Annotated in this window: 1 pseudogene; it reads right to left on the bottom strand. The window is 65.3% G+C overall.

Annotation, left to right across the window (positions count from 1 at the left end):
• Positions 1–152: 152 nt before the first annotated feature.
• Positions 153–242, bottom strand: a pseudogene (locus C7I85_RS30445) (response regulator); the annotation flags it as partial.

Genomic DNA, 242 nt, shown 5'->3' with positions numbered 1-242 from the left:
CCGGCCTCGATCGCCAGGAGACCGGCCTCCAGTTCGGCGAGCTGTTCCTCGCATTCCTGGAAGAACGTCTGTTTGATGGCTGACATCGCGTCCACGCTGCTAGTCTCCCTTTACGCCTTTACGCCTTTACGCCTTGTTGCCCTTGTTGCCGGTCACGCCGCGACGCGCCGGATCGCCTCGATCAGCTTGTCCGGGTTGAACGGCTTGACGATCCAGCCGGTCGCCCCGGCGCGCCGCGCCCG

Origin of the sequence: Pseudaminobacter soli (ex Li et al. 2025) (assembly GCF_003012705.1) — a bacterium.
Classification (GTDB): domain Bacteria; phylum Pseudomonadota; class Alphaproteobacteria; order Rhizobiales; family Rhizobiaceae; genus Pseudaminobacter; species Pseudaminobacter soli.
Note: the sequence above shows the minus strand (reverse complement) of the source record. Positions and strands in the feature narration are given on the sequence as shown.